Raw genomic sequence first — 22,570 nt, 5'->3', positions numbered from 1 at the left:
CCAGGCCCTCGCCCGGCACGGTCGCGCCCCGAACCCACGCGCTTACTGTTGGCCGTACTGCGGGCATGGCCCCCGCGTCCGGCGCGGTCGATGCGGTGCCCGCGACGGTCGGCCGACCGGGCCCCGAACCCGCGCGCGTACCGCCCCGTCGGCCGCATACCGGGCACGACCTCCGCGCCCAGCGCGGTCGGTGCTCGCCTGCCGGCGGTTGGCCGCCCGGGCCCGGGGCCGTCGCGCGCATCGCGCTGCCCGCACGGGCGGGCACGGCTCGACCCCGGGCCCGGGCTCGGCCACGACCGTCGGCCGCCGGCCGGGTGCGGCCGGGCACTGGGGGACCCGCAGAGGGAGACGCACTCGCGGGCGGGAAAGACAGGCCAAAAACCCCGACGGAGTCGACCAGGTAGGAAACGCCCCGCAGGTCGCGTACGGTTGCAGGCTGCCCGACGCACGAAAGAAGGGGGCCCTGCGTGGCCGCGCAGACCGCAACACCGGGGGTCCGGGAGCAGGAGATCGCCGCCGAACAGGCGCATCTCGACCGGGTGTACCACCGCCTTGAGGAGAAGATCCACGAAGCGGAGTTCCTGATGAGCGACGCCGCCAAACGCGGCCAGGTCGGCACGCCGGGCGCGCTGGCCGAACGCGACGCGCAGGTCTTCCGGGCCGGTATCCACCTCAACCGGCTCAACAGCGAGTTCGAGGACTTCCTCTTCGGCCGGATCGATCTGCTGGCGGGCAAGGACGGCAAGAAGGGCGCCGACGGCGCGTACATCTCGGTCGACCCGGCGGACGACGCGGTCCGCGCGGACGCCACCGCCGACATCGCCGAGACCCTGCACATCGGCCGCATCGGCGTCCTCGGCACGGACTACAACCCGCTGGTCATCGACTGGCGGGCGCCGGCCGCCGCACCGTTCTACCGTTCGACCCCCGTCGCCCCCGGCCGGGTGGTGAGGCGGCGGGTGATCAGGTCCAAGGGCCGCCGCGTCCTGGGCGTCGAGGACGACCTGCTGCGCCCCGAGCTGACCACCGGCCTGCCCGTGGTGGGCGACGGCGCCCTGATGGCCGCCCTCGGCCAGGCCCGTACGCACTCCATGCGCGACATCGTCTCCAGCATCCAGGCCGAACAGGACCTGGTGATCCGCGCCCCCGCCGCCTCCGTCACCGAGGTGACCGGCGGCCCCGGCACCGGCAAGACCGCCGTCGCCCTGCACCGGGCCGCGTATCTGCTCTACCAGGACCGGCGGCGCTACTCCGGCGGCATCCTGTGCGTCAGCCCGACCCCGCTGCTGGTCGCGTACACCGAGGGCGTGCTCCCGTCGCTCGGCGAGGAGGGTCAGGTCGCGATCCGCGCGGTCGGCTCGCTGGTCGACGGGGTGGAGGCCGATCTCTACGACGAGCCGGCCGCCGCCCGGATCAAGGGCTCGCTGCGGATGCAGAAGGTGCTGCGCAACGCGGCCCGGGGCTGCCTCGACCTGGTGCCGGGCCGGCCCGCGACGCTGCGGGTGATCGCCTTCGGCCGCCGGGTCGAGCTGTCCGAGCAGGAACTCGCCGGGCTGCGGCAGCAGGCGCTGGGCGGCACCGCGCCGGTCAACCTGCTGCGCCCGAGGGCCCGCAGGCTGCTGCTCGACGCGCTGTGGCGGAAGACCGGCCGCCGCTTCGACGACGCGGAACTGGCCGCCGAGGAGCGCCAGGGCTTCGACGAGGACATCAGCACCGAGCCGGAGTTCCTCGACTTCCTGGACGCCTGGTGGCCGCTGCTCACCCCGCGCGGGGTGCTGTCCGCGCTCGCCGACGAGAAGCGGCTGGCCCGCTGGGCCCGCCGGGTGCTCACCCCGCCCGAGGTCCGCCGGGTGTCCCGCTCGCTGCGCCGCGCGGGGACCTCCGCGCACGACGTGGCGCTGCTGGACGAGCTGGAGACCGTGCTGGGGGCGCCGCCGCGCGAGAAGAAGCGCGAGATCGACCCGATGGACCAGCTCACCGGCCTGGACGAGCTGATGCCGCAGCGCGGGGAGACCCGCCGGGAGCGGGCCGACCGGCTGGCCCGGGAGCGTACCGAGTACGCGCACGTCATCGTGGACGAGGCGCAGGACCTCACCCCGATGCAGTGGCGGATGGTGGGCCGCCGGGGCCGTACCGCGACCTGGACGGTCGTCGGCGACCCGGCGCAGAGCTCCTGGACGGACGTGGACGAGGCCGCCGCCGCGCGTGACGAGGCGCTCGGCACCCGCCCGCGCCGCCGCTTCACGCTGACCGTCAACTACCGCAACCCCGCCGAGATCGCCGAGGTCGCCTCGACCGTGCTGGCCCTGGCCATGCCCGGCAGCCCCTCCCCGCGCGCGGTGCGCTCCACCGGGGTGCTGCCCCGGTACGAGGTCGCGGGCGACGACCTGGGCGCGGCCGCCCGTGCCTGCGCCGAGCGGCTGCTCGCCGAGGTGGACGGCACGGTCGGCGTGGTCGTCGCGATGAACCGCCGTGCCCAGGCCCGCGGCTGGCTCGACGGGCTCGGCGAGCGCGTGGTCGCGCTGGGCAGCCTGGAGGCCAAGGGCCTGGAGTACGACGCCACGGTCGTGGTCTCGCCCGCGGAGATCGCCGAGGAGTCGCCGGCCGGACTGCGGGTGCTCTACGTGGCGCTGACCCGGGCCACCCAGCGGCTGACCGTACTGGCCGGGGAGAAGGACCTGCCGAACGCGGACGGGGTGCCTGACCTGCTCAGAAAGGACTGAGCCCTCTCGGCGTCAGCCGGGTGACCTGCGGAAACGACATCGGGCGCCCCTCCCGTGGGAGGGGCGCCCGATGGACGTCTACGACACCGGCCCGCCATGCTCGCCTCGCGGCAAGTGGGCGCTCGAAGCGCCTAAGGTTGGGCCCGGGGGCTTGGATCGAGCCGGTGCCGTGTCCAGGCTAACAAACCCTCTCCCGAACCTCTTCCCGGCAGGCGGAAATCCCGCTGTCACCGACCCCCGTTTACGGATACCCGGCGGTAGGTGCAACGATCGATCCGCATTACGAACAAAAACCGCACACACCATCGCGAACAAGCGCCGCGGAGCAGGGCACCTCGGCGCGGGGCGGAATCAGCGCCGGCACGCTCGCGAGCAGGAACCGGAAGAAGGTCGTCATGGCAACGGCGCCAAGCGTCTCGTACTCGATCACGGTACGGCTGGAGGTCCCGGCGAGCGGGACCGCGGTCAGCCAGCTCACCACCGCGGTGGAGTCGTCGGGCGGGTCGGTGACCGGCCTCGACGTCACCGCCTCGGGACACGAGAAACTGCGGATCGACGTCACGGTGGCGGCCAGCTCGACCGCGCACGCCGACGGGATCGTCAGCAAGCTGCGCGGCATCGAGGGCGTGGTGATCGACAAGGTCTCCGACCGTACGTTCCTGATGCACCTCGGCGGCAAGATCGAGATGCAGTCCAAGCACCCGATCCGTAACCGTGACGACCTGTCCATGGTCTACACGCCGGGCGTGGCCCGGGTCTGCATGGCGATCGCGGCCAACCCCGAGGACGCCCGCCGGCTGACCATCAAGCGCAACACCGTCGCCGTGGTCACCGACGGCTCGGCCGTGCTGGGCCTGGGCAACATCGGCCCCAAGGCCGCCCTGCCGGTGATGGAGGGCAAGGCCGCGCTCTTCAAGCGGTTCGCGGGCATCGACGCCTGGCCGCTGTGCCTGGACACCCAGGACACCGATGAGATCGTCACCATCGTGAAGGCCATCGCGCCCGGCTTCGCGGGCATCAACCTGGAGGACATCTCCGCGCCGCGCTGCTTCGAGATCGAGGCCCGGCTGCGCGAGGCGCTGGACATCCCGGTCTTCCACGACGACCAGCACGGCACCGCGATCGTGGTGCTGGCCGCGCTGACCAACGCGCTGCGCTGCGTCGGCAAGGAGATCGGCTCGCTGCGGGTGGTGATGTCGGGCGCGGGCGCGGCCGGCACCGCGATCCTCAAGCTGCTGATCGCGGCCGGGGTCAAGCACGCGGTGGTCGCCGACATCCACGGCGTGGTGCACGCCGGACGCGACGACCTGGTCAACGGCGAGCCCGGCTCGGCGCTGCGCTGGATCGCGGACAACACCAACCCGGAGGGCGTCACCGGCACCCTGCGGGAGGCCGTGGTGGGCGCGGACGTCTTCATCGGCGTCTCGGCCCCGAACGTGCTGGAGGGTGAGGACATCGCCCGCATGGCCGAAGGCGCCATCGTTTTCGCGCTGGCCAATCCCGACCCCGAGGTGGACCCGGCCGCGGCCCGCGAGAGCGCCGCGGTGGTCGCCACCGGACGCAGCGACTTCCCCAACCAGATCAACAACGTGCTGGTCTTCCCGGGCGTCTTCCGCGGCCTGCTGGACGCCCAGTCCCGGACGGTCAACACGGAGATGATGCTGGCCGCCGCGCGGGCCCTCGCGGGGGTGGTCGGGGACGACGAGCTGAACCCCAACTACATCGTGCCCAGCGTCTTCAACGACAAGGTCGCCGGTGCGGTCGCGGGCGCCGTACGGGACGCGGCCAGGGCCCAGGGGCCCTCCGTCGCCGCCGCCGGACCCGGGCAGATCTGACCCGTCGCGCCGCGTTCCCCGCGGGCCGCTCCGGCGGCCGCGGGGGAGCCGTCGGGGCCGTCGGGCGGAAACGGAATCCGAGCGTCGACCGGTCCGCGACACTCCGTCATCAGGGCCGTCCCACGTCGCATTTTCCGCGACTCGCGCGGGCAGGCGATTGGCTTTCCCCCCATATATGGGGGCAGGATGCACACCTGGGCAGTGAGGCACACAGCAACAGCTTCGAGCTCGCGCCCCCATGGCAGAAAGAACACGGGAGTACAGATATGAACCGCAGTGAGCTGGTGGCCGCGCTGGCAGACCGCGCAGAGGTGACCCGCAAGGACGCCGACGCCGTTCTGGCCGCGTTCGCCGAGACCGTCGGTGAGATCGTGGCCAAGGGCGACGAGAAGGTCACCATCCCCGGCTTCCTGACCTTCGAGCGCACCCACCGTGCCGCCCGCACCGCCCGCAACCCGCAGACCGGTGAGCCGATCAACATCCCGGCCGGCTACAGCGTGAAGGTGTCCGCGGGTTCCAAGCTCAAGGAAGCCGCCAAGGGCAAGTAAGGCCGAAGGGCGCAGGCCCTGAAGCACCGCAGTCCCTGTCCAGACAGTGACGCTGTGACACGAGGGCGGCCGTCCCCTCCCGCGAGGGGACGGCCGCCCTTGGCGTCTGCCGTGTCGGCGCGCTCAGGCCACCGCCGGCGCGGTGCTGGGCAGCTCGATGTCGGCGCCCAGCTCCTCCAGCTTGGACAGGAAGTTCTCGTAGCCGCGGTTGATCAGGTCGATCCCGTGCACCCGCGAGGTGCCCTGCGCGGCCAGCGCCGCGATCAGGTACGAGAAGCCGCCGCGCAGGTCGGGGATGACCAGATCGGCGCCCTGGAGCTTGGTCGGACCCGAGACGACCGCCGAGTGCAGGAAGTTGCGCTGTCCGAACCGGCAGGCGGAGCCGCCCAGGCACTCCCGGTAGAGCTGGATGTGCGCGCCCATCTGGTTGAGCGCGGAGGTGAAGCCGAGCCGCGACTCGTACACCGTCTCGTGCACGATGGACAGCCCGGCCGCCTGGGTGAGGGCCACCACCAGCGGCTGCTGCCAGTCGGTCTGGAAGCCGGGGTGCACATCGGTCTCCAGCGCGATGGCGTTCAGCGGGCCGCCGGGGTGCCAGAAGCGGATGCCCGCGTCGTCGATCTCGAAGGCGCCGCCGACCCGGCGGAAGGTGTTGAGGAAGGTCATCATCGAGCGCTGCTGGGCGCCGCGGACGTAGATGTCCCCCTCGGTGGCCAGCGCCGCGCTCGCCCAGGACGCCGCCTCCAGCCGGTCCGGCAGCGCCCGGTGGTTGTAGCCGCCGAGCTTGTCGACACCGGTGATCCGGATCGTGCGGTCGGTGTCCATGGAGATGATCGCGCCCATTTTCTGCAGAACGCAGATCAGGTCCTCGATCTCCGGCTCGACCGCCGCGTTGGACAGCTCGGTGACACCCTCGGCGAGCACCGCGGTCAGCAGCACCTGCTCGGTGGAGCCGACCGAGGGGTACGGCAGCTGGATACGGCAGCCGCGCAGCCGCTGCGGCGCCTCCAGATACTGCCCGTCCGCCCGTTTCTCGATGACGGCGCCGAATTTGCGCAGCACGTCGAAGTGGAAGTCGATCGGCCGCCCGCCGATGTCACAGCCGCCCAGGCCCGGGATGAAGGCGTGGCCGAGCCGGTGCAGCAGGGGGCCGCAGAAGAGGATCGGAATCCGGGACGAGCCGGCGTGCGCGTCGATGTCGGCGACATTGGCGCTCTCCACCCGCCGCGGGTCGAGTACGAGCTCGCCGGGCGCGTCGCCGCTCTCGACCGTCACACCGTGCAGCTGGAGCAGCCCCCGCACCACGCGCACATCACGGATCTCGGGGACATTGCGCAGCCGGCTCGGTTCGCTACCGAGAAGGGCGGCGACCATGGCCTTCGGCACGAGGTTCTTCGCACCTCTGACCCTGATCTCGCCTTCCAGAGGGGTTCCGCCATGGACAAGCAGTACATCGGCGATGTCGGTCATGGATCTCGCGATCTTGAGGACGGTGATACGGGCAGGACGTCGCGCGGCCGTGGGGGGAGGGCCGTTCGGGAACCAAGAAGAAATGGTAATGCGCTTGACGACCCTGTCGTTGACCCTCCGCCCGCCCGTCGCATGCGGGATCATGTGGAGCATGACGGAGGTGTCCTCGCTCACCGGGCGGCTGCTGGTCGCCACGCCGAGGCTGGTGGACCCCAACTTCGACCGGGCGGTGGTGCTGCTCCTCGACCACGACCCCGAGGGCTCGCTCGGCGTGGTGCTCAACCGGCCCACCCCGGTCGGGGTCGGCGAGGTGCTGGAGCCCTGGGCCCCGCTCGCGGTGGCGCCGCGGGTGGTCTTCCAGGGCGGCCCGGTCTCGCTGGACTCCGCGCTGGCCCTGGCCGTCGTCCCGGGCGAGCCGCGCGAGGACGAGGACACCGGGCTGCTGGGCTGGCGGCGGGTGCACGGCGCGATCGGCCTGGTCGACCTGGAGGCGCCGCCCGAACTGCTCGCCGCCGAGCTGGGCTCGCTGCGGATCTTCGCCGGGTACGCGGGCTGGTCGCCGGGCCAGCTGGAGAAGGAACTGGTCGACGGCGCCTGGTACGTGGTGGAGTCCGAACCGGGCGACGTGTCCTCGCCCGACCCGGCGAAGCTGTGGCGCTCGGTGCTGCGCAGGCAGCGCGGTGAGCTGGCCATGGTGGCCACGTATCCCGACGATCCGTCTCTCAATTAGGCTTGACTCTTATGAGCACTCTTGAGCCCGAGCGCGGGACGGGCACCGGCACCCTGGTCGAGCCGACTCCGCAGCTCTCCCACGGTGACGGCGACCACGAGCGCTATGCGCACTATGTCCAGAAGGACAAGATCATGGCGAGCGCGCTGGAAGGCACGCCCGTCGTCGCGCTGTGCGGCAAGGTCTGGGTCCCCGGCCGCGACCCGAAGAAGTACCCGGTCTGTCCGATGTGCAAGGAGATCTACGAGGGCATGCCGGTCGGCGGAGGCGGCGACAAGGAGTCGTCCGGAAGGGGCGGCAACGGCTGACAGCGGCGCGTTCGGCGCGGCGGACGCGCCGGACGACGACGCGAGCAGCGGGGAGCGTGTGCATGTGCTGGTCGGCCAGGGCCGATTCGCCGAGGCACACGCTCTGATCAGTGACGCCTTCGTCGAGCGCAACGGCAGCGCGGGCTATCTGCTGCGCGCCTGGGTGCTCACCCAGGAGCGGCGGCCCGCGCAGGCCCGGGAGGCCGTCGACTGGGCGCTGGCGATCGCCGGGCCCGCCGAGGCCGCCGATGTGTTCGTGCTGGCCGGGGTCGTGCTGCTGTCCCTGGACGAGGCGCACGCGGCGCTGACCGTCGCGCTGCGCGCCTCCGGCTCGGACCCCGACGGCTGGGAGCCGTCCGTGCTGCTGTCCGACGTGCACCGAAGGCTCGGCCGGGTGCCGGACGCGGTGGCCGCCGCCCGCAGGGCCGTCGCCGTCGCCCCGGACGAGGCGGAGGCGCAGGTCGCGCTGGCCCGCTCGCTGTCCGCCGGGCGCGGGCCGCTCGGCCGGATACCCCGCCGCCACCGCGCCGAGCACCGGGCCGCCGCCGAGCGGGCCCTGGCTCTCGGCGCCACCCCCGGCCAGCTCACCGCGCCGCGCGGCGGCGCCGTGATCGGCGGGGTCGGCCTCGCGCTCTTCTGGGGCATCCAGCTCTACCGGATCGAGACCGGCGGCACCTGGCAGCTCGTCACGGCGGGCATCGTGCTCGTGGTGACCTTCACGCTGATCGCCTTCCTGGTGAAGTCCGGCACCCGCCGCTCCGGGATCAGCGCCCGCACCCGGCTGCGCGGCATCCGGGCCACCACCCGCACCTCGATGGTCGGCGACGACTGGCTCTGGCGGATCAGCGCGGTGCATCTGTGCGCGGCGCTGCCGGTGCCGGTGCTGCTCACCACCGGCCTGGTCGCCGACCGCGCCTGGCGGGGCGGCGGGTGGCCGCTGTGGGCCGACGGGCTGCTGGCGTGCACCGGCTTCGGCGCGGTCGTGCTGCTCCTGGTGGGCATCCCCTGGTGGTACGGCGGCGTGTTCGCCCGGCGCATCCTGCGGTACGCGGGGCTGCTGCGCTGCCAACTGGCCGTCGCCTCCCTGCTGATCGGCGCCACCCTCGCGCTGGCCGTCCAGGGCGGGGTCTCCCGGGACGTGTGGGCGTACATGGCGGGCGCGCACGTGGTGTGGACGGTCGGCGGCTGGCTGCTCGCGCTGGCCCTGTCCGGGCGGCTCCAGGCGCTGCGGCGGCGGGCGCTGTAGGGCGTACGGCGACGGGTGCCGCGAGGCGTGCGCGGACCGTACGGGGGCTGCCACGTGGGGCGGACCCCCGGCCGCCTCCCCGTGGACGGCGGCCGCCCGAATCCGGCGGCGCCGGAATCAGGACCTCCGATTGGTCTATGCCAATCCCGGATCTGAGGGCAGGATTGGCCCATGGATCTCATCCCCACCCCCAGCCACACCACCACGTACTCGGCCGACGCGAGCTTCACCCTCGGCCCCGGCACCGTACTGGCGGCGGGGCCGGGCACCGAAGGAACCGCGCGCTGGCTGCGGGCGACGCTCGGCGCGGCCACCGGGCTGCCCCTCGCCCCGGGTGAGCGGTCCGCCGAGGGCGTCATACGGCTCGCGGTGGACGAGACGGTGCCCGGCGGCCCCGAGGGCCACCGTGTCACGGTGGACCCGACCTCCGGCGTCCGGATCACCGGCGCGGGCCCGGCCGGCGTCTTCTGGGGCGCCCAGACGCTGCGCCAGCTGCTCGGCCCCGACGCCTTCCGCCGCGCCCCCGTCGGCGACCGCGAGTGGCGGGTGCCGGCCTGCCATCTCACCGACGCCCCCCGCTTCTCCTGGCGCGGCTTCATGCTGGACGTGGCACGGCACTTCATGCCCAAGGACGTGGTGCTGCGCTATCTCGACCTGATGGCCGCCCACAAGCTCAACGTGCTGCATCTGCACCTCACCGACGACCAGGGCTGGCGGGTGCAGATCCGCCGCTACCCGAAGCTCACCGAGGTCGGCGCGTGGCGCGAGCGCACCAAGGTCGGCCTGCGCGAGTCGCCGCTGTGGGACGAGCGACCGCACGGCGGCTACTACACCCAGGACGACATCCGCGAGATCGTCGCCTACGCGGCCGAGCGGCACATCACCGTCGTCCCCGAGGTCGACATCCCCGGCCACTCCCAGGCCGCCATCGCCGCCTACCCCGAACTCGGCAACACCGACGTGGTGGACACCGCCGCCCTGCCGGTGCTGACCGGTTGGGGCGTCAACCCCAATGTGCTGGCCCCCACCGACACCACCCTGCGCTTCTACGAGAACGTCTTCGCCGAACTCCTCGACCTGTTCCCCGGCCGGTTCTTCCACATCGGCGGCGACGAGTGCCCCAAGGAGCAGTGGCGGGCCTCGCCCACCGCGCAGGCCCGGATCGAGGAACTCGGCCTCGCCGACGAGGACGAGCTGCAGAGCTGGATCATCCGGCACTTCGACGGCTGGCTCGCCGCGCGCGGCCGGCGCCTCATCGGCTGGGACGAGATCCTCGAAGGCGGCCTCGCGGCGGGCGCGGCGGTCTCCTCGTGGCAGGGGTACGCGGGCGGGATCGCCGCCGCCAGGGCCGGACATGACGTGGTGATGTGCCCGCAGACGCATGTCTACCTGGACTGGCGGCAGTCGCCCTCGGCCGACGAACCGGTGCCGATCGCCCATGTCCGCACCCTGGAGGACGTCTACCGGTTCGAGCCCGTGCCCGACGAGTTGACGCCCGAGGAGGCCCGCCATGTGATCGGCGCCCAGGCCAACGTCTGGACCGAGGTGCTGGATTCGGTCCGCTCGGTCGACTACATGGTCTTCCCGCGGCTGGCCGCCTTCGCCGAGGTCGCCTGGTCCGCGCTGCCCGCGCCCGCCGACCGCGACTGGCCCGGGTTCGAGGCCCGGATGCGGTCCCACTACGCCCGGTTGGACGCCCTCGGCGTCGAGTACCGCCCGCCCGGCGGCCCGCTGCCCTGGCAGCGCCGCCCCGGCGTCACGGGCCGGCCGAAGGACGGGCCGCCCCCGATCGTGTGACCGGGGCGGCGGATTCCGCGGATTCCGCCCGGGCCGCCCGTCGACCTGGCACCGTGGACTCGTACCGCCACAACAGCCCCGAAGGAGGGCGATTCCGGCACAGGGGACGATGGTGAAGGAGTCGTGGGATCACGCCCGCGGCGGACGGATCGGTACTTCGTGGACCCTCGCATCGGCCACCGGGGAACATGTGCCAGAGTTGCCACGTCCGGGCTGTCAGCACGTACGGTACGGCTACCGCGCGACGGAGGTAGGCCGGGAAGGGGCAGCTGCGTGAGCACGTATGCACAGCAGGCGGCGGAGAACGTCACGCTGCCGTCCTCGCTGGACGAGGCGGTGGACGCGCTCGCCGCCATGCCCAGCGCGGTGCCCGTCGCCGGGGGCACCGACCTCATGGCGGCCGTCAACTCCGGGCTGCTGCGGCCCGCGGCGCTGGTGGGCCTGGGCAGGATCAGCGAGATCCGCGGCTGGCAGTACGCCGACGGCGCGGCCCTGCTCGGCGCGGGTCTGACCCACGCCCGTATGGGACGCCCCGACTTCGCCGCGCTGATCCCCGCGCTGGCCGCCGCCGCGCGTTCGGCCGGACCCCCGCAGATCCGCAACGCCGGCACCCTCGGCGGCAACATCGTCTCGGCCGCGCCCACCGGCGACGCGCTGCCCGTCCTGGCCGCGCTGGAGGCCAGCGTCATCCTCGCCGGGCCCGAGGGCGACCGCGAACTGCCGGTCAGCCACCTGCTCACCGGCATGGACCCGCTGCGCCCCGGCGAACTGCTCGCCTTCGTCCGCATCCCGCTGCTGCACGCCCCGCAGACCTTCCTCAAGGCCACCGGGCGCACCGGACCCGGCCGGGCGGTCGCCTCCGTCGCCCTGGTCGTCGACCCGGCCAGACGCCAGGTGCGCTGCTCGGTCGGCGCGGTCGCCCCCGTACCGCTGCGGCCCCTGGAGGCCGAGCAGTGGGTGGCCGGGCTGATCGACTGGGACGGCGAGCGCAGCCTCGCCCCCGAGGCGTGCACGGCCTTCGGCGAGTACGTGGCGGCCGCGTGCATCCCCGACCAGCCGGGGGTCGAACTGCCGCCCGCCGCCGTCCAGCTGCGCCGTACCGTGGCCGCACTGTCCCGCCGAGCGCTCGGGAGGGCCCTGGCATGACCGACCAGCCGCAGCAGCCGGGCGTCCCCGGCAACTCCGGGGCGTGGCAGCCCGTGCCGGGGGGCGGGGACTACGACCCCGACCAGACCATGCACGTCTCCTTCGCCGCCCAACTGCCGCCCGCGCCGCAGCCGGGCGAGGACCCGCTGGGCGCGCACGGGCCGGCCGGCGACGGGGACGCGGTCACCCAGTGGACGATCCCGGTGATCAGGGACGACATGGAGGCCGAATCGGGCGAGTACGCGGTCGGGTCCTTCGCCTCGCCCTGGGACCAGGCGCCCTCACCCGCGCCCACACAGTCGTTCCCGGCGGGGATGTTCTCGCAGGGCGCGGCCGCCGCGCAGGCCGCCCAGGCGCAGGCGGCCGCCCAGGCGCTGGCTGCCGCCGAGGCGCAGGCCCGGGCGACTCAGGCCCAGGCACACCCCCAGCCGCAGCCCCTTCCCCAGCCCCTCCCTCAGCCGCACGCCGAGGGCGGGCGCGCCGATGAGGTCCACGGCGGCGGGGACACCGGGCAGTTCGCCCTCGGCGGCCACCCGGACGAGCTGGGCGCCCCGGGCCCGCACGACACCCTGGGCGGCACGGACCTCGCCGGCCTTCCCGGTGAGCGGGTCGGCGCCGACGGCCTCGACCCCCTCACCGGCCAGTGGGCGATGCCCTTCAGCGGGCCCGAGAGCGGCGAGGCGGCGCCCTGGCTGCCCGCGCACTCCCCGGCCCCCGACACGGCCTGGGCGTCCGTCGTGGACGACCCGGAGAGCCCGCCCGCCGACCACCCGGTGGCCGCCGAGGAGGCGCCCGCCCCGGCCGAGGACGCGGCGGGCGATCCGTACCCGGCGCCGGACGGTACCGGCCGGGCCGTGGACGAAGGGGCTGAGCCCGCGTCCGCCGACGCCCCCCGCGAGGGGGACGAGGGCGAACCGCCCGCCGTGGCCGTGCTCGACGAGTTCGCCGTCCCGGACGACGAGGCCGAACCCGAGCCCGAGCCCGTCGAGCCGACCCACAGCGAACACCCGCTGGCCTCCTACGCGTTGCGGGTCAACGGCACCGACCGGCCGGTCACCGACGCCTGGCTCGGCGAGTCCCTGCTGTACGTGCTGCGCGAGCGGCTGGGGCTGGCCGGCGCCAAGGACGGCTGCGAACAGGGCGAGTGCGGGGCCTGCTCGGTGCAGGTCGACGGGCGGCTGGTGGCCTCGTGCCTGGTGCCCGCGGCCACCGCGGCGGGCAGCGACGTCCGTACGGTCGAGGGCCTGACGTCCGAGGGCCGGCCCTCGGACGTGCAGCGCGCGCTGGCCGACTGCGGGGCCGTGCAGTGCGGCTTCTGCATCCCCGGCATGGCGATGACCGTCCACGATCTGCTGGAGGGCAACCACGCCCCCACCGACCTCGACGTACGCCAGGCCCTCAGCGGCAACCTCTGCCGCTGTTCCGGCTACCGGGGCGTACTCGACGCCGTCCGTCAGGTGGTCGCCGAGCGCGGCACGACGGAGGACACCGCCGCCGCCGAGGACCAGACCCGGGTGCCCCACCAGGGCGGTCCCAACCCGCCGGGAGCCGCCGTATGAGCATCATCGAGGGCCCGGGAGCCGTCTCCGACAGCCTGGCCGCCGGGCCGTCGCCGCACGGCATCGGGGTGTCCCTGCCGTCGACCGACGCGCTCGCCAAGACCCAGGGCACCTACCCGTACGCCGCCGACCTGTGGGCCGAGGGCCTGCTGTGGGCGGCCGTGCTGCGCTCGCCCTACCCGCACGCCCGGATCACCCGGATCGACACCTCCGAGGCCGTCGCGATGCCCGGGGTGCGGGCCGTCGTCACGCACGAGGACGTGCCCGGGGACGCCATGCACGGCCGGCGGGTCGCCGACCGCCCGGTCTTCGCCGGGGAGCTGGTCCGCCACCACGGCGAGCCGATCGCCGCCGTCGCCGCCGACCACCCCGACACCGCGCGGCTGGCCGCCGCCGCGATCCTGGTCGAGTACGAGGTGCTGGAGCCGGTCACCGACCCCGAGAAGGCGTTCGCCGCCGAGCCGCTGCACCCCGACGGCAATCTCATCCGCCACATCCCGCTGCGCTTCGGCGACCCCGAGGTGGTCGGCGAGGTCATCGTGGAGGGCCTGTACCGGGTCGGCCGCCAGGACCCCGCCCCGATCGGCGCCGAGGCCGGTCTCGCCGTACCGCGCCCCGACGGCGGCGTGGAGCTGTACGTGGCCTCCACCGATCCGCACGCCGACCGGGACATCGCCGCCGCCTGCTTCGGCCTGGAGGCCGACCGGGTCAAGGTCGTCGTCACCGGGGTGCCCGGCGCGATGGGCGACCGCGAGGACTCCGGCATCCAACTGCCGCTGGGAATGCTGGCGTTGAAGACCGGCTGCCCGGTGAAGTTCGTGGCCACCCGCGAGGAGTCCTTCCTCGGCCACGCCCACCGCCACCCCACACTGCTGCGCTACCGCCACCACGCCGACGCCGAGGGCCGGCTGGTCAAGGTCGAGGCGCAGATCCTGCTGGACGCGGGCGCGTACGCCGACGCCTCCTCCGACGCGCTCGCCGCCGCCGTGGCCTTCGCTGCCGGGCCCTATGTCGTGCCGCATGTCTTCGTCGAGGGCTGGGCGGTGCGCACCAACAACCCGCCGTCCGGGCATGTCCGCGGCGAGGGCGCGCTCCAGGTCTGCACGGCCTACGAGGGCCAGATGGACAAGCTCGCGGCCAAGCTCGGTCTGGAGCCGGCCGAGGTCCGGATGCGCAATGTGCTGTCCACCGGCGATCTGCTGCCCACCGGCCAGACCGTCACCTGCCCGGCGCCCGTGGGCGAACTCCTCAAGGCCGTGCGCGACGCCGATCTGCCGCCGCTGCCCGACGGCGAGGACGAGTCGCAGTGGCTGCTGCCGGGCGGTGTCTCCGGCGCGGGCGAGCCGGGCGCGGTCCGCCGCGGGGTCGGCTACGCGCTCGGCATGGTCCATGTGCTGGGCGCGGAGGGCGCCGACGAGGTGTCCACCGCGACCGTGCGCGTCCACGACGGCCGGGCGACCGTCATCTGCGCGGCCGTCGAGACCGGGCAGGGGTTCGCCACGCTGGCCCGGCAGATCGTGCAGGAGGTGCTGGGCGTGGAGGACGTACGGGTCCTGCCGTCCGACACCGACCAGCCGCCCGCCGGGCCGTCCGCGCGGGGGCGCCACACCTGGGTGTCCGGGGGAGCGGTGGAGCGGGCCGCGAAGATGGTCCGCACCCAGCTGCTCCAGCCGCTGGCGGCGAAGTTCGGCATGTCGGTGGAGCTGCTGTCCATCGCGGACGGCAAGATCACGTCGTACGACGGGGTGCTGTCGACCACGGTCGCCGAGACGCTCGACGGCAAGGAGCTGTGGGCGACCGCGCAGTGCCGGCCGCACCCGACCGACCGGCTGGACGAGACCGGGCAGGGCGACGCCTTCGTCGGGCTGACGTTCTGCGCGGTACGCGCGGTGGTCGACGTGGACATCGAGCTGGGCGCGGTGCGGGTGGTCGAGATGGCCGTCGCGCAGGATGTCGGCCGGGTGCTGAATCCGCGTCAGCTGGCCGCGCGGATCGAGGCGGGGGTGACGCAGGGGGTCGGCATGGCGCTGATGGAGGATCTGCGGGCGCCGCGCGGAGTCGTCAAGCGGCCGAGTCTGACGGGGTATTCGCTGCCGACGGCGCTGGACGCGCCGGAGGTGCGGATCGTTCGGCTCGTCGAGGAGCGGGACGTGGTGGCGCCCTTCGGGGCGAAGGCGGTAAGCGCGGTGCCGGTCGTGACGTCTCCGGCCGCTGTGGCAGCGGCCGTTCGGGCGGCTACGGGGAGGCCCGTGACCCGGTTGCCGATTCGGCCGCAGGCCGCGGTGGTGAAGCCGCCGGCGTAGGCCACGCTGCCCTCAGACGCCGGGCGGGCTCGTTCCGGCCTCAAGCGCCGGGCGGGCTGATCTGCCCTCAGACGCCGGGCGGGCTGGGGGTGAACGCGGCGGGTGGGCTGACGCTGCCCTCAAGCGCCGGGCGGGCTGGGGGTGAACGTGCCGGGTGGGCTGACGCTGCCCTCAAGCGCCGGGCGGGCTGGGGGTGAACGTGCCCGGTGGGCTTGTGGTTTGGGTGGCCGGGGGAGTTGTGGCCGGCCACCCGGGTTGTTACTTGGCGATGGCGGGCTGTACGCGGAGGGCCACGTTGAAGCGGTTCCACGCGTTGATCGTCACGATCGTGCTCACCAGCCGGGCCAGTTCGGCCTCGTCGAAGTGCTCGGCGGCGCGCGCGTACACCGCGTCCGGTACGAATCCGTCCGTGAGCAGGGTGATCGACTCGGTCAGCGCCAGCGCGGCCCGCTCCTTGTCCGTGTAGAGGCCGTCGGCCTCCTCCCACGCGTTGAGCAGGAAGATCCGGTCGTCGCTCTCGCCGTCCTTGCGCGCGTCCGTGATGTGCATGTCCAGGCAGTACGCGCAGTGGTTGATCTGGGAGGCGCGGATCTTCACCAGCTTCTCGACGGTGGGGTCGAGCCCTTCGACGGACGCCTGACTGAACGCCAGAAGCGTCCGGAAGACGTCCGGCGCCTGCTCCATGAGGTTGGTACGTGAGGTCATGCGCAGACGCTACGTCGGCACGGGCATCTGACGCCGTACCAGTTGGCAACGGGAATCATGGGCCAATCCGCGGCGGAGCCGCCCACGGCCGGTCGCTCAGTCCGCGACGCGCGCGTCGTCCAGCCGGGCGAGGATCGCGTCGACCGTCTCGTCGGGCGTCTGGTCGCTGGTGTCGAGCCACAGCCCCAGCTTCGGCGTCTGGTGCCGCAGTACGTCGTCGAGCCCGCCGACCGTCCAGGAGGAGCCGTAACCGGTCTTGGCGCGGGCCGCCTCCCGGGACGCCACGGCGTGCTGGGAAGGGGCCAGGACGACCAGATACAGCGGCCGGGCCGCGATGGCGTCGAGATACGGCTCCAGGTGCTCCCCGAGCACCACGTCCTGGACCACGGCGGTCCATCCGGCGCCCGCGTACAGGTCCGCGGTGGACGCCGACACCCGGTAGCGCAGCCGCAGTTGGGCCACGGCCTCCTCGTCGTCGTGCGGCACCGGCTCGCGCCGCCCGGACACCACCATCCGCCGGAAGACGTCCCCGCGTACGTGCACGGCCCGCGGCAATCGCTCCGCGAGCAACTGCGCGACCGTCGACTTGCCCGAGGCCATCACTCCCGTGATGACCACGACGGCACGGTCGAGCGACCCCTCGCCCATTCGTTCGCCCTTCCGGTGGACGGCCCCGATCGGAGTGCGAGCATCCCAGCCCGGAGCCCCGCACTCAACCGTCCGCGCGGTGGTGGCATAGGCCATTCCTCGCGTACGCGCGTAGCACGGCCCACGGGGGTCCCGGCGGGGGTGCGGAGGGGAAGAACGAACGGCCGCCCGGCGGAGGGGCAGCCGGGCGGCGCGGTGGGACATGGAGGCCGTGACCGGAATCGAACCGGCGTAACTCGCTTTGCAGGCGAGTCCCTCAACCACTCGGGCACACGGCCGTGTCGTGCGGTGTGACTAGACCTTGACGGCTGCGGCGGCGCGGGTCAATGGCGCCGGCGGCAGCGCAACGCGACTGCCACACGGCGTTCATGAAAGGTCACGCCGTCTGGCAGGGGTGAAAGGCGGCTTTGCCCCTTACTCTGGGCGGGTGGCTTTTGTGGACGATCGAGATGAGCAGCGGACCGATCCGGGGGATGACCAGCGGATATCCGACGGCACCGGGCATGCCGGGGGCGACGGCCTGCTGGGACGGCGCTATCGCGCGCTGACGTTCGGGGTCGTCTCCGTCGTGCTGCTGATCGCCTTCGAGGCGACGGCGGTCGGCACCGCGATGCCGGTCGCCGCGCGGGAGCTGGACGGGCTCGGGCTGTACGCGTTCGCGTTCTCCGGCTTCTTCACGACCTCGCTGCTGGCGATGGTGGTCAGCGGGCAGTGGTGCGACCGCGGCGGGCCGCTGGCGCCGCTGGCCACCGGTATCGCCGGGTTCGCCGCCGGTCTCGTGGTGAGCGGCACGGCGGCCACGATGGGGGTGTTCGTGCTGGGGCGGGCCGTACAGGGCCTGGGCGGCGGCCTGGTGATCGTCGCGCTGTACGTGATCGTCGGGCGGGCGTATCCGGAGCGGCTGCGGCCCTCGGTGATGGCGGCGTTCTCCGCGTCGTGGGTGGTGCCGTCGATCGTCGGGCCGCTGGTGGCGGGCACGGTCACCGAACAGCTCGGCTGGCGGTGGGTGTTCCTGGCGATCCCCGTGCTCGTGGCGCTGCCGCTGGCGGTGATGCTGCCCGCGCTGCGGCGTACGGCCCAGGAGCCGGAGGGCCGTGAGGGCGGCGGGCGGCGGACGATGGACGGGCGGCGGATCTGGTTCGCGGCCGCGCTGGCGGGCGGGGCGGCGCTGCTCCAGTACGCCGGGCAGGACCTGCGGCCGCTCTCGGCGCTGCCCGCCGTGGCGGGCGCCGCGCTGCTGGTGCCGGCCGCGCTGCGGCTGCTGCCCCGGGGGACCTTCCGCGCGGCCCGGGGGCTGCCCACGGTGATCCTGATGCGGGGGATCGCGGCGGGGTCGTTCATCGCGGCGGAGAGCTTCATCCCGCTGATGCTGGTCACCCAGCGGGGGCTGTCGCCGACCATCGCCGGGCTGTCGCTCGCGGGCGGCGGGCTGACCTGGGCGCTGGGGTCGTACATACAGGCGCGCCCGGGGCTGGAGCCGGTGCGCGAACGGCTGGTGCAGATCGGGTTGCTGCTGTCGGCCACGGCGATCGCGGCGGTGCCGCTGGCGCTCGACCACGCGGTGCCGGTGTGGATCGTGGCGGTGGCGTGGTGCGTCGGCGGGATGGGGATGGGGCTGGCGATCTCCACGCTGGGCGTGCTGCTGCTCAGGCTCTCCCCGCCGCGGGACGCGGGCGCGAACTCCGCGGCGCTCCAGGTCTCCGACGCGCTGTCCAATGTGCTGCTGGTGGCCGCGGTCGGTACGGCGTTCGTGGCGCTCGGCGGCGGCTCGGTGACGCCCTCCGCGTCGACGGTCGCGCACCCGGCGGCGTTCGCCGCGGTCTTCCTCCCGGCGGCGGCCATCGCCCTGGCCGGCGCCGCGATCTCCCCCCGCCTCCGCCCCAAGCGGGCGTCGTAGTCCTCATCGCGGGCCGTCGTAGTACCAGATCGGTACCACGGTCGGTACCCTTCGGTATGGCCATGAACCTGCGTCTTCGTGACGACCAAGCCGAAGCGTTGAAGCGGAGAGCCGAGGAGGAGGGCAGCAGTATGCACGCCCTGGTGCTTCAGGCGATCGACGACTACCTGTCCCGTACGGCCAAGCAGGCCATGGTGCGCAGGCACGGCATCGAGCAGGCGGCCAAGTGGCGTGAGCTGATGGAGCGGCTCAAGTGACGTACGTCTATCTCGACTCCGAGGACGGACTCACCCTCGGGGCGCTGGCCTGCGACGACATGCAGATCGTGGTCAGGGACGTGGGCCTGCTGGAGTCCGCGGTGCACCGGCCGTCCGCGTCGATGTTCGGGCAGGAGGCGTACGTCGACCTGTTCGACAAGGCGGCGGCGCTTTTGCAGTCCCTGGCGGTCAACCACCCCCTCGTGGACGGCAACAAGCGCACGGCCTGGCTGTCCTGCGTGGTCTTCCTCTCGCTGAACGGCGTTCAGTTGCGGCCGGACATCGACGCGGGCGAGCGGCTGGTGACCGATGTGGCCACCGGCGCGGTGGACGAGGTCGAGGTCATCTCCGAGGGGCTGCGCGCGCTGAACGAAGCGCTGTGACCTGAGTCGCACTCCGGGGCGTCCGGGACCTGTCGCGGGGGGTGGGCGCGTTCGCCGCCGGTAGGCTGAGGCGGTTTTCGTACGACCGCGCCGACCCCCTTACGGAGACCGTGACTACCACCGCATCTCACCCGCATCACCTGTCTCCCGCCTTTCCCGGCCGGGCCCCCTGGGGAACGGCCAACAAGCTGCGGGCCTGGCAGCAGGGTGCCATCGACGCGTACGTGGCCAAGCAGCCGCGGGACTTCCTCGCCGTGGCCACCCCCGGCGCCGGCAAGACGACCTTCGCGCTCTCGCTCGCGTCGTATCTGCTCCACAACCACCTCGTGCAGCAGATCACCGTCGTCGCCCCGACCGAACACCTCAAGAAGCAGTGGGCGGACGCGGCCGCGCGGATAGGGATCAAGCTCGACCCGGAGTACAGCGCGGGCCCGGTGAGCCGCGAGTACCACGGCGTCGCGGTCACGTACGCGGGCGTCGGCGTCCGCCCGATGCTGCACCGCAACCGCTGCGAGCAGCGCAAGACCCTGGTCGTCCTGGACGAGATCCACCACGCGGGCGACAGCAAGTCGTGGGGCGAGGCGTGCCTGGAGGCGTTCGACCCGGCGACCCGCCGGCTCGCGCTGACCGGCACCCCGTTCCGCTCGGACACCAATCCGATCCCCTTCGTGACGTACGAGGAGGGCAACGACGGCATCCGCCGCAGCTCCGCCGACTACACGTACGGCTACGGCAACGCCCTCGCGGACGGTGTGGTGCGGCCGGTCATCTTCCTCAGCTACAGCGGCAACATGCGCTGGCGCACCAAGGCCGGCGACGAGCTGTCCGCCCGCCTCGGCGAGCCGATGACCAAGGACGCCACCGGCCAGGCCTGGCGGACCGCCCTCGCGCCGACCGGGGAGTGGATCCCCAACGTCCTGAAGTCCGCCGACCAGCGCCTCACCGAGGTCCGCAAGGGCATCCCCGACGCGGGCGGCCTGGTGATCGCCACCGACCAGGACTCGGCCCGCGCCTACGCCAAGCTGATCAAGAACATCACCGGCCACAAGGCCACCGTCGTGCTCTCGGACGACACCGGCGCCTCCAAGCGCATCGAGGAGTTCAGCCAGTCCGACGACCGCTGGATGGTCGCGGTCCGGATGGTCTCCGAGGGCGTGGACGTCCCCCGGCTGGCCGTCGGGGTGTACGCGACGACCATCTCCACCCCGCTCTTCTTCGCCCAGGCGGTGGGCCGTTTCGTACGGTCCCGGCGGCGCGGCGAGACCGCGTCCGTCTTCGTCCCGACCATCCCGATGCTGCTGGAGTTCGCCAACGAGATGGAGGTCGAGCGCGACCACGTGCTCGACAAGCCCAAGAAGCAGGGCGAGGAGGACCCCTTCGCGGAGGAGGACAAGCTCCTCGCCGACGCCGAGCGGGCCGAGGACGAGGCCACCGAGGACGACGCGCTGCCCTTCGAGGCCCTGGAGTCCGACGCGGTCTTCGACCGGGTGCTCTACGACGGCGCCGAGTTCGGTATGCAGGCCCACCCGGGCAGCGAGGAGGAGCAGGACTACCTCGGCATCCCCGGGCTGCTGGAACCCGACCAGGTGCAGATGCTGCTCCAGAAGCGGCAGGCCCGGCAGATCGCCCACAGTCGGCGCAAGCCGGACGAAGAGGCCGATCTGCTCGAAATGCCCGCGGAGCGGCGGCCCGTCGTGACCCACCGGCAATTGCTCGAACTGCGCAAGCAGCTCAACACCCTGGTGGCCGCGTACAACCACCAAAGCGGCAAACCGCACGGGGTGATTCACAATGAATTGCGCAGAGTGTGCGGTGGTCCGCCGAGCGCCGAGGCGACCGCGGGACAGCTCGGCGAGCGCATCAAGAAGGTTCAGGAATGGGCGACCCGAATGAGGTGAAGTGGGCCGTATTGTACGACCTTGAACCTCAAGGGTGGGTAAAGTGACGCCCGGATTGTGGACGACCCCTTCCGCTGAGCGGTACTCGCTCGCTACCGTGCCGGTCACGCACGCGCCGTGGCAGTGCAGCCGCGGAGCGCAGCCGGTATGCCGACCACCGGCGGCCTCTCCGCGTACTGCCGCGGGACCGGCAGTGCGCTTTCATCGTGGGATGCGCCGCCGATTTCACGAGGGAGGGGGCGTCGTGACCGCGGAGACGTCTCAAACGCTCGACCGGGGCCTGCGGGTCCTGAAGTTGCTTGCCGACACCGATCACGGGCTGACCGTGACCGAGCTGGCCGCCAAACTCGGTGTGAACCGCACGGTGGTCTACCGGCTGCTGGCCACGCTGGAACAGCATTCGCTGGTCCGCCGCGACCTGGGGGGCAGAGCCCGAGTCGGGCTCGGGGTGCTGGGCCTGGCGCATCAGGTGCATCCGCTGCTGCGGGAGGCCGCGCTGCCCGCGCTGCGCTCGCTGGCCGAGGACATCGGGGCCACCGCCCATCTCACCCTGGTCGACGGCACGGAGGCACTGGCCGTCGCCGTGGTCGAGCCGACCTGGACCGACTATCACGTCGCCTACCGCACCGGCTTCCGGCACCCGCTGGACCGGGGCGCGGCGGGCCGGGCGATCCTGGCCGGCCGGGGGATGCAGCCGACACCGGACGGCAGCAGTTGGGAGCGATGTAAGGACTCCGAGTATCCCGACTACAGCGAGTACGCCGAGTATCCGGCGCGGGTACCGGCCCGGGCCGACGGCACGGACCGTACCCTCGGCGCCGGCGGCGCCACCAACCTGATCCGGTACGTGATCACCTCCGGAGAGCTGGAGGCGGGTGCGAGCGGCGCCGCCGCGCCGCTGCTGGGCGTCCCGGGCATCGAGGGCAGCGTCGGTGTGGTGATGCTCTCCGAGTCGGTGCCGGAACGGGTCGGCCGACGCGTCGTGGAGGCGGCGACCGAGGTCTCCGACGCCCTGCGCTAGGGCGCCGGACCCAGGGGGAGGCGGGCCGTCGCGGGGGAAGGTGCCCGCGGGCGGTCCGCGGCTCCCGGCGGACGCGGGACGCGCGGGGTGAATTAG

General features: G+C 73.1%; 18 protein-coding genes and 1 tRNA gene. 15 read left to right on the top strand and 4 right to left on the bottom strand.

The window, feature by feature from the left end; genetic code table 11:
- Window positions 1–467 precede the first annotated feature (467 nt).
- The 3 genes from OHA30_RS11620 (at window position 468) to OHA30_RS11610 (ending at window position 5,106) form a co-directional block, all read left to right on the top strand.
- Window positions 468–2,723 carry a HelD family protein gene (locus OHA30_RS11620; protein WP_328913743.1) on the top strand — a complete coding sequence of 752 codons (2,256 nt, stop codon included), beginning with the start codon at window positions 468–470 and terminating at the stop codon, window positions 2,721–2,723.
- A 395-nt stretch (window positions 2,724–3,118) separates the two neighbouring features.
- Window positions 3,119–4,558, top strand: coding sequence for an NAD-dependent malic enzyme (locus tag OHA30_RS11615; protein ID WP_328913742.1), 1,440 nt, complete (start codon window positions 3,119–3,121; stop codon window positions 4,556–4,558).
- A gap of 266 nt (window positions 4,559–4,824) precedes the next feature.
- Window positions 4,825–5,106, top strand: coding sequence for an HU family DNA-binding protein (locus tag OHA30_RS11610; RefSeq protein WP_016645140.1), 282 nt, complete (start codon window positions 4,825–4,827; stop codon window positions 5,104–5,106).
- Window positions 5,107–5,229: 123 nt separating this feature from the next.
- Here OHA30_RS11610 and murA read toward each other — a convergent pair whose 3' ends face one another.
- Window positions 5,230–6,576, bottom strand: coding sequence for a UDP-N-acetylglucosamine 1-carboxyvinyltransferase (gene murA, locus OHA30_RS11605; protein WP_328913741.1), 1,347 nt, complete (start codon window positions 6,574–6,576; stop codon window positions 5,230–5,232).
- A 151-nt stretch (window positions 6,577–6,727) separates the two neighbouring features.
- Between murA and OHA30_RS11600 the strand changes: the two genes are divergently transcribed.
- The 7 genes from OHA30_RS11600 (at window position 6,728) to OHA30_RS11570 (ending at window position 15,665) form a co-directional block, all read left to right on the top strand.
- Window positions 6,728–7,306, top strand: a complete 579-nt coding sequence (locus tag OHA30_RS11600; RefSeq protein ID WP_328913740.1) for a YqgE/AlgH family protein — start codon at window positions 6,728–6,730, stop codon at window positions 7,304–7,306.
- Between the two features lie 11 nt (window positions 7,307–7,317).
- Window positions 7,318–7,614, top strand: a complete 297-nt coding sequence (locus tag OHA30_RS11595) for a DUF3039 domain-containing protein (RefSeq protein ID WP_328913739.1) — start codon at window positions 7,318–7,320, stop codon at window positions 7,612–7,614.
- 58 nt (window positions 7,615–7,672) lie between these two features.
- Complete coding sequence (locus OHA30_RS11590) at window positions 7,673–8,860, top strand: tetratricopeptide repeat protein (RefSeq protein ID WP_328913738.1); 1,188 nt, start codon at window positions 7,673–7,675, stop codon at window positions 8,858–8,860.
- 171 nt (window positions 8,861–9,031) lie between these two features.
- Window positions 9,032–10,657 carry a beta-N-acetylhexosaminidase gene (locus OHA30_RS11585; RefSeq protein ID WP_328913737.1) on the top strand — a complete coding sequence of 542 codons (1,626 nt, stop codon included), beginning with the start codon at window positions 9,032–9,034 and terminating at the stop codon, window positions 10,655–10,657.
- Window positions 10,658–10,930: 273 nt separating this feature from the next.
- Window positions 10,931–11,803, top strand: a complete 873-nt coding sequence (locus tag OHA30_RS11580; RefSeq protein ID WP_328913736.1) for an FAD binding domain-containing protein — start codon at window positions 10,931–10,933, stop codon at window positions 11,801–11,803.
- Window positions 11,800–13,362, top strand: coding sequence for a (2Fe-2S)-binding protein (locus tag OHA30_RS11575; RefSeq protein WP_328913735.1), 1,563 nt, complete (start codon window positions 11,800–11,802; stop codon window positions 13,360–13,362). Before OHA30_RS11580 ends, OHA30_RS11575 begins: the two co-directional genes overlap by 4 nt.
- Window positions 13,359–15,665, top strand: a complete 2,307-nt coding sequence (locus OHA30_RS11570) for a xanthine dehydrogenase family protein molybdopterin-binding subunit (RefSeq protein WP_328913734.1) — start codon at window positions 13,359–13,361, stop codon at window positions 15,663–15,665. Before OHA30_RS11575 ends, OHA30_RS11570 begins: the two co-directional genes overlap by 4 nt.
- Window positions 15,666–15,923: 258 nt before the next feature.
- Here OHA30_RS11570 and OHA30_RS11565 read toward each other — a convergent pair whose 3' ends face one another.
- The 3 genes from OHA30_RS11565 to OHA30_RS11555 all read right to left on the bottom strand — a co-directional run bounded on the left by OHA30_RS11565 (window position 15,924) and on the right by OHA30_RS11555 (window position 17,296).
- A complete protein-coding gene (locus OHA30_RS11565; RefSeq protein WP_328913733.1) occupies window positions 15,924–16,370 on the bottom strand; it encodes a carboxymuconolactone decarboxylase family protein in 447 nt (148 codons plus the stop codon).
- A gap of 96 nt (window positions 16,371–16,466) precedes the next feature.
- A complete protein-coding gene (locus OHA30_RS11560; protein ID WP_328913732.1) occupies window positions 16,467–17,018 on the bottom strand; it encodes an AAA family ATPase in 552 nt (183 codons plus the stop codon).
- A 203-nt stretch (window positions 17,019–17,221) separates the two neighbouring features.
- A tRNA-Cys gene (locus OHA30_RS11555) sits at window positions 17,222–17,296 on the bottom strand.
- Between the two features lie 149 nt (window positions 17,297–17,445).
- On the opposite strand from OHA30_RS11555, the gene OHA30_RS11550 reads away from it, so the two are divergent.
- The 5 genes from OHA30_RS11550 (at window position 17,446) to OHA30_RS11530 (ending at window position 22,474) form a co-directional block, all read left to right on the top strand.
- Window positions 17,446–18,915, top strand: coding sequence for an MFS transporter (locus OHA30_RS11550; RefSeq protein ID WP_405785611.1), 1,470 nt, complete (start codon window positions 17,446–17,448; stop codon window positions 18,913–18,915).
- 56 nt (window positions 18,916–18,971) lie between these two features.
- Window positions 18,972–19,172, top strand: coding sequence for a ribbon-helix-helix protein, CopG family (locus OHA30_RS11545; protein ID WP_328913731.1), 201 nt, complete (start codon window positions 18,972–18,974; stop codon window positions 19,170–19,172).
- Window positions 19,169–19,555 (top strand): type II toxin-antitoxin system death-on-curing family toxin, encoded by a 387-nt coding sequence (locus tag OHA30_RS11540; protein WP_328913730.1) that lies wholly within the window; start codon window positions 19,169–19,171, stop codon window positions 19,553–19,555. Before OHA30_RS11545 ends, OHA30_RS11540 begins: the two co-directional genes overlap by 4 nt.
- Window positions 19,556–19,665: 110 nt before the next feature.
- Window positions 19,666–21,453, top strand: a complete 1,788-nt coding sequence (locus OHA30_RS11535; RefSeq protein WP_328913729.1) for a DEAD/DEAH box helicase — start codon at window positions 19,666–19,668, stop codon at window positions 21,451–21,453.
- 244 nt (window positions 21,454–21,697) lie between these two features.
- Window positions 21,698–22,474, top strand: a complete 777-nt coding sequence (locus tag OHA30_RS11530; RefSeq protein WP_328913728.1) for an IclR family transcriptional regulator — start codon at window positions 21,698–21,700, stop codon at window positions 22,472–22,474.
- The last annotated feature ends 96 nt before the right edge of the window (window positions 22,475–22,570 follow it).

Origin of the sequence: Streptomyces sp. NBC_00223 (genome assembly GCF_036199905.1) — a bacterium.
In the GTDB taxonomy this organism is placed as follows: Bacteria; Actinomycetota; Actinomycetes; order Streptomycetales; family Streptomycetaceae; genus Actinacidiphila.
This window is presented reverse-complemented; position numbering and strand designations above follow the sequence as displayed.

Excerpts from the sequence above, each read along its gene's own strand:
- OHA30_RS11610 (WP_016645140.1), top strand. The coding sequence starts at position 4,825 with ATGAACCGCAGTGAGCTGGTGGCCGCGCTGGCAGACCGCGCAGAGGTG.
- OHA30_RS11595 (WP_328913739.1), top strand. The coding sequence starts at position 7,318 with ATGAGCACTCTTGAGCCCGAGCGCGGGACGGGCACCGGCACCCTGGTC.
- OHA30_RS11545 (WP_328913731.1), top strand. The coding sequence starts at position 18,972 with ATGGCCATGAACCTGCGTCTTCGTGACGACCAAGCCGAAGCGTTGAAG.
- OHA30_RS11570 (WP_328913734.1), top strand. The coding sequence starts at position 13,359 with ATGAGCATCATCGAGGGCCCGGGAGCCGTCTCCGACAGCCTGGCCGCC.
- OHA30_RS11585 (WP_328913737.1), top strand. The coding sequence starts at position 9,032 with ATGGATCTCATCCCCACCCCCAGCCACACCACCACGTACTCGGCCGAC.
- OHA30_RS11600 (WP_328913740.1), top strand. The coding sequence starts at position 6,728 with ATGACGGAGGTGTCCTCGCTCACCGGGCGGCTGCTGGTCGCCACGCCG.
- OHA30_RS11565 (WP_328913733.1), bottom strand. The coding sequence starts at position 16,370 with ATGACCTCACGTACCAACCTCATGGAGCAGGCGCCGGACGTCTTCCGG.
- OHA30_RS11560 (WP_328913732.1), bottom strand. The coding sequence starts at position 17,018 with ATGGGCGAGGGGTCGCTCGACCGTGCCGTCGTGGTCATCACGGGAGTG.
- OHA30_RS11615 (WP_328913742.1), top strand. The coding sequence starts at position 3,119 with ATGGCAACGGCGCCAAGCGTCTCGTACTCGATCACGGTACGGCTGGAG.
- murA (WP_328913741.1), bottom strand. The coding sequence starts at position 6,576 with ATGACCGACATCGCCGATGTACTGCTTGTCCATGGCGGAACCCCTCTG.
- OHA30_RS11575 (WP_328913735.1), top strand. The coding sequence starts at position 11,800 with ATGACCGACCAGCCGCAGCAGCCGGGCGTCCCCGGCAACTCCGGGGCG.